A 5,537-nucleotide genomic window follows, 5' to 3' on the forward strand; every position below is an offset into this window, starting at 1 on the left:
CGGCCAGTACGCTGCCTTCGTGTAGGACCGTCACGGTACGGGCAATAGAACGAACAAAATCCATGTCATGTTCAACCACTACTACGGAATGATCGCCGGCAAGACTGGTTAACAGTTCCGCCGTACGTTCTGTTTCCTGGTGGGTCATGCCCGCGACGGGCTCATCCACCAACAACAACAATGGCTTTTGCATTAGCAGCATACCGATTTCCAGCCATTGGGTTTGTCCATGAGATAATAGTCCGGCGCGCAGATGTACCTGATCTTTCAGTCCTATAATTTCCAGGACTTCATCAATATGGTCGCGCTGTTCACCGGTGAGTGAAGCGACCAGGGTAGGCCATACGGATTTGTTCGTGTGTAAAGCCAGTTCCAGGTTCTCAAATACCGTATGATCGGGGAACACGGTGGGCTTTTGAAATTTTCGTCCTATACCGACCTGTGCTATTTCATATTCGGACATGCGTGTCAGGTCCATGGTTTGACCATAAAACACCGTGCCTTCATCGGGACGGGTTTTACCGGTAATGCAATCCATCATGGTGGTTTTACCGGCGCCATTAGGTCCGATGATGCAACGTAATTCCCCATGGTCGATATACAGTGTCAAATCATTGATGGCTTTAAAGCCATCGAAACTTACGGTCATGTTCTCAATATAGAGAATGGGTCCTTTTTTAATATCAACAACACCGGGTCTAACCGGGCGTACGCCTGAAGTAAATGGGAAACGTTCCTCTGCGACAAACTCGAACACGCGGTCGCGGCGCATGATTTCGCGAAGCTGATCGAGTTGTTTCATGCCTCAGTCTCCGCTTTGGGGGTTGGTGCTATGGGTGGCGTTTCCTGCTGTTGCTTTTTACTGCGTAATTTTGCGATAAGCCCCACGATTCCTTTAGGTAAAAAGATGGTAACCACGATAAACAGTGCGCCAAGTGCAAATAACCATACTTCTGGCAGCGCGGCGGTAAAGTAGGTTTTTGCGTAATTAACAATTCCGGCGCCCAGTGCCGCGCCATATAGTGTTCCTCGACCACCCACGGCAACCCAGACCACCAGCTCAATGGAGTTTAATGGTGAAAATTCACCGGGATTGATAATGCCGACTTGCGGTACATACAGCGCACCGGCGATGCCAGCTAATACCGCTGAGAAGGTAAAGATCCACAATTTGTAACTTTCTGTTTTGTAGCCCACAAAGCGCGTGCGGTCTTCGGCATCGCGAATAGCCACCACAACACGACCAAACTTGGAAGTTACTATATAACGACAAGCCAGGTAACCCAGAGCCAGCGCAATGGTTGAAGCTAAAAACAAACCAATGCGGGTGCTGTCTTCCTGTAAATTGAATCCTAAAATATCCTTAAAATCTGTTAATCCATTATTTCCACCAAAACCCATTTCGTTTCTAAAGAAGGCGAGCATCAGCGCATAAGTCAACGCTTGTGTAATAATGGACAGGTAAACACCGGTTACCCGGGAACGAAATGCCAGCCAGCCAAACACAAAGGCCAGTACGCCGGGAACTAACATGACCATTATCATGGCAAACCAGAACATGTCGAAGCCATACCAGTACCAGGGCAATTCCTGCCAGTTGAGGAACACCATAAAATCCGGTAACTCGGGATTGCCATAAACACCGCGATCGCCAATCTGGCGCATCAGGTACATGCCCATGGCATAACCGCCCAGTGCAAAGAAAGCACCATGTCCAAGGCTTAATATGCCACAATAGCCCCATACAAGGTCTAGTGCAATCGCTAACAGGGCAAAGGTAAGATACTTACCCAGCAGGGTAACCGTGTAGGTTGACAGATGCAGTGCAGAGGACTCTGGTACTGCAAGGTTAAGTATCGGAACAACAACAGCCATTGCTGCAAGAATACCGAGGAATATTTTTCCGCCTTTATTACTGGCAAATAACTGTGCGAAGAGACTTTTGTACTGCATAGTTTAGTTCTCCGCTGCTCGGCCTTTTTGCGGGAACAATCCGCGCGGCTTTTTCTGAATGAATAAAATAATGAATACCAGCACCAGAATCTTGGCCATGACAGCGCCTGACCAGGGCTCTAAAAACTTGTTTACGACACCCAGCGACATGGCGCCAACCAGTGTGCCCCACAGGTTACCCACGCCGCCAAACACTACCACCATGAATGAGTCAATAATGTAGGACTGTCCGAGGTTGGGTCCGACATTCGTCAATTGACTCAACGCGACACCTGCAACTCCGGCAATGCCTGAGCCCAGGCCAAAAGTTAAAGCGTCCACCCATTCAGTTTTAATGCCCATGGCTTTAGCCATGGAACGGTTCTGCGACACTGCACGCACCTGTAATCCTAGTGGTGTTTTCTTTAAAACAGCCAGTAGAGCAAAGAACACCATTAAACTGAAAATGATGATATAAAAACGGTTATAGGTAATGGAGAAAGCGCCGGTTATTTCCAGGGTGCCGCTCATCCATGCCGGTGTTTCTACTGCACGATTCAATGGCGAGAAGATAGTACGTACCAGTTGCTGCAAAATCAGGCTGATACCAAATGTAGCCAACAGGGTTTCCAGTGGCCTGCCGTAAAGGAATCTGATAACACCGCGCTCAATAGCGATACCAAACAGGCCAGACACTAAAAAGGCTGCAGGTACCGCAACAAACAGGGAATATTCTATATAGTCCGGCATTAATAATTGAACCACGTAGGTTGTGTAAGCACCCAGCATGATAAGTTCGCCATGGGCCATATTGATGACGCCCATAACGCCAAATGTAATGGCCAGGCCAATCGCAGCCAGGAGTAAAACAGATCCGAGGCTTAAGCCGAAAAATATGGTTTCCATTAACTCATAGAAACCGCGTTTGTCTTTTATAGAGGTTAAGGCTTTGGTTGCGGCATTCCGAATATCTGCATCTGGCTCCAGGTAATCACCCTGGTCGTCTTTTTGAACCAGCTTGCTGAGATTACTAAACGCTTCTGATTCCAGGCTTTGGCCCAGTATCTTAATAGCGCTTAATCGAACTGTTTTGTCATCACTGTTGAGATCAGACAGTGCAATAACTGTCGCCATCACGCCTTTTACGTCTTCATCAGGTTCGTTGTTGATTGTGCTGCGAATCATGTCTGCAACTTCCGAGCTGGGATCTCGCAACATTTCCTTTACTGCCGCTAAACGAACCTCGGCATCTTTGCTGCCCAGGCTAAGTTGGGCTATAGCTCCACGCAGCTGTTTTCGCAACCTGTTGTTGGCAACAATTTTCTTTAACTTGCTTTTTGGTACTGCTCCCAATGCATCGCCGCTAATTACATCGGTGATAGCGTATTCTTTATCCTGCTTATCCGCAAAAACAACCAGTTTATCCTCTTTGCGATAAAACAGGTCACCTTTTAGCATGTATTTAAAAATTTTGATGACGCGGGGGTCGTCAATGGTTTGAAGCTGGTCGATAGCTTTGCCTTTCTTTTTAAAGCTGCGCTGTTTTAATTCTTCAACAGCAGTAAGGAAGGGGTCTGCAACCGGTTGTTCGGTTTGTTCGGCTTGTTCAACAACGGGTACTTCTTCTGTTGTTGCTTCTGTAGTAGCCAATGCATGTGGTAGAGACAGCAGTGAAACTAAACAGGCAAGAACAAGTCGCTTGATAATACTGTTATTATAAAAAGAATTCATAACTGCCATCTGAATCTTGATTGTTGTTCTGAACAAAACCTTGCCCTTCGTTGGGTGTCAGGATGTTCAACGTGTTGTGTTCAGAAATTCCTCGGGAACCTCGCCCTGTATTGTTGATTAAACTAATACTTTTAGCCAGGCAGGTTGTTTTTTTCTAAAACTGGCTGGTTTGTTATTTTACACGCAGTTCTTTGGCCTGCATTATTTGGGATAGGGGAATGCCAAACTGCTGGCATTCCCTTTTCCCGGTCCTATGGGTCGTGCTTGTGTCAAATTTTAGAAATGGCCTAGTAATTCTGACCAGAACACTTTTTGGTTTTAGTGTTGTAGTTGCCGCATTTAATAGGTGCAGTCCAGTCAGCGATGGTGTCTTTACTACCAGGTAAAAAGTCAGACCAGGCGTCGCCAGGTACTGTGCCTTCTGTTTGCCATACGGTTTCAAACTGACCATCGTCCTGAATCTCGCCAATCAATACGGGCTTGGTCAGGTGGTGGTTCTTTAACATTTCAGCGGTACCGCCTGTGAGGTTGGGAACCTTGATGCCAATCATTGCCTGTTCCACTTTGTCCACATCCGTGGTTTTGGCTTTCTCAACCGCTTTTACCCACATTTTGAAACCAATGTAAGTGGCTTCCATGGGATCGTTAGTGACACGCTTGTCATCCTTGATGAATTTTTTCCAGGCTTTAATGAACTTGGTGTTTTCCGGCGATTCAGCACTCTGAAAGTAGTTCCATGCAGCAAGGTGACCTACCAATGGCTTGGTGTCGATACCCGACAGTTCTTCTTCACCTACAGAGAAGGCAACTACGGGAATGTCTTCAGCAGAAATGCCCTGATTACCGAGTTCTTTGTAGAATGGAACATTGGCGTCACCGTTAATAGTAGAAACTACAGCGGTCTTTTTGCCTGCTGAACCAAATTTCTTGATGTCAGAAACGATACTTTGCCAGTCGGAATGACCGAATGGTGTGTAGTTAATCATGATATCTTTTTCAGCAACACCCTTGGCTTTCAGGTAGGCTTCCAGAATTTTGTTCGTGGTGCGTGGGTAAACGTAGTCGGTACCCGCTAATACCCAGCGTTTAACACCGATTTCTTTCATTAAGTAATCTACAGCAGGAATCGCTTGCTGGTTAGGCGCAGCACCGGTATAGAAAACGTTCTTGGAAGATTCTTCACCTTCGTACTGGACGGGGTAAAACAACAAGCCGTTTAATTCCTCAATTACAGGTAATACCGATTTACGCGATACAGATGTCCAGCATCCGAAAATAACATCCACTTTTTCTTTAGAAATAAGTTCGCGGGCTTTTTCCGCAAACAAGGGCCAGTTAGAAGCAGGGTCTACCACAACAGCTTCCAGCTTTTTGCCCATCACACCGCCTTTTTTGTTTTGATCATCAATCATCATCAAAACCGTGTCTTTCAGCGTCGTTTCACTGATGGCCATGGTGCCTGAAAGCGAATGCAATACACCAACCTTGATAGTGTCTGCGGCCTGTACGCCGGTGACCAGGGCAGCTGACATTACTGAAGCAGCAGCTAACTTGGTCAGTGTTTTTGTGAATTTTTTCATAAAATACTTCCCCTATTGAACGGTACTTCCATTGAATTGTTTTTCATATTCACTAAGAGTTGAGTTAAACAAGAGAGCGCCAAAGTGCTGGCGCTCCTTGTTTCGATCGAGTAGAGGATTAAATGTCAAAGCCCCACGCAATGCTCATGACGATAGTGTCGTCATAATCAGTACCTTCGCGATCTTCACCTGCGAACGTATAAGTGATAGCCATATCAGCGCCGGTATTTCCAACAGGATGAGTCAAGCTGATATCAAAATGACGAAATCCAGAAGTGCTTGTGGTGGTTGCAC

At 46.4% G+C, this 5,537-nt stretch carries 4 protein-coding genes; all 4 read right to left on the reverse strand.

The window, feature by feature from the left end:
- Positions 1 to 802, reverse strand: an 802-nt coding sequence (urtD, locus tag ACWVCM_RS04550) for an urea ABC transporter ATP-binding protein UrtD (protein ID WP_455200531.1), incomplete at its 3' end; no start/stop codon positions are given.
- On the reverse strand, positions 799 to 1,953 hold the full coding sequence (gene urtC, locus ACWVCM_RS04555) for an urea ABC transporter permease subunit UrtC (RefSeq protein ID WP_455200532.1): 1,155 nt from the start codon (positions 1,951 to 1,953) through the stop codon (positions 799 to 801). The genes urtC and urtD, both read right to left, overlap by 4 nt.
- A 3-nt stretch (positions 1,954 to 1,956) precedes the next feature.
- Entirely contained in the window at positions 1,957 to 2,838 is an 882-nt protein-coding gene (gene urtB / locus ACWVCM_RS04560; protein ID WP_455200534.1) for an urea ABC transporter permease subunit UrtB, read from the reverse strand.
- Positions 2,839 to 3,950: 1,112 nt separating this feature from the next.
- Positions 3,951 to 5,243 carry an urea ABC transporter substrate-binding protein gene (urtA, locus tag ACWVCM_RS04565; RefSeq protein WP_455200533.1) on the reverse strand — a complete coding sequence of 431 codons (1,293 nt, stop codon included), beginning with the start codon at positions 5,241 to 5,243 and terminating at the stop codon, positions 3,951 to 3,953.
- Between the last annotated feature and the right edge of the window lie 294 nt (positions 5,244 to 5,537).

Source organism: Kaarinaea lacus (assembly GCF_975902315.1).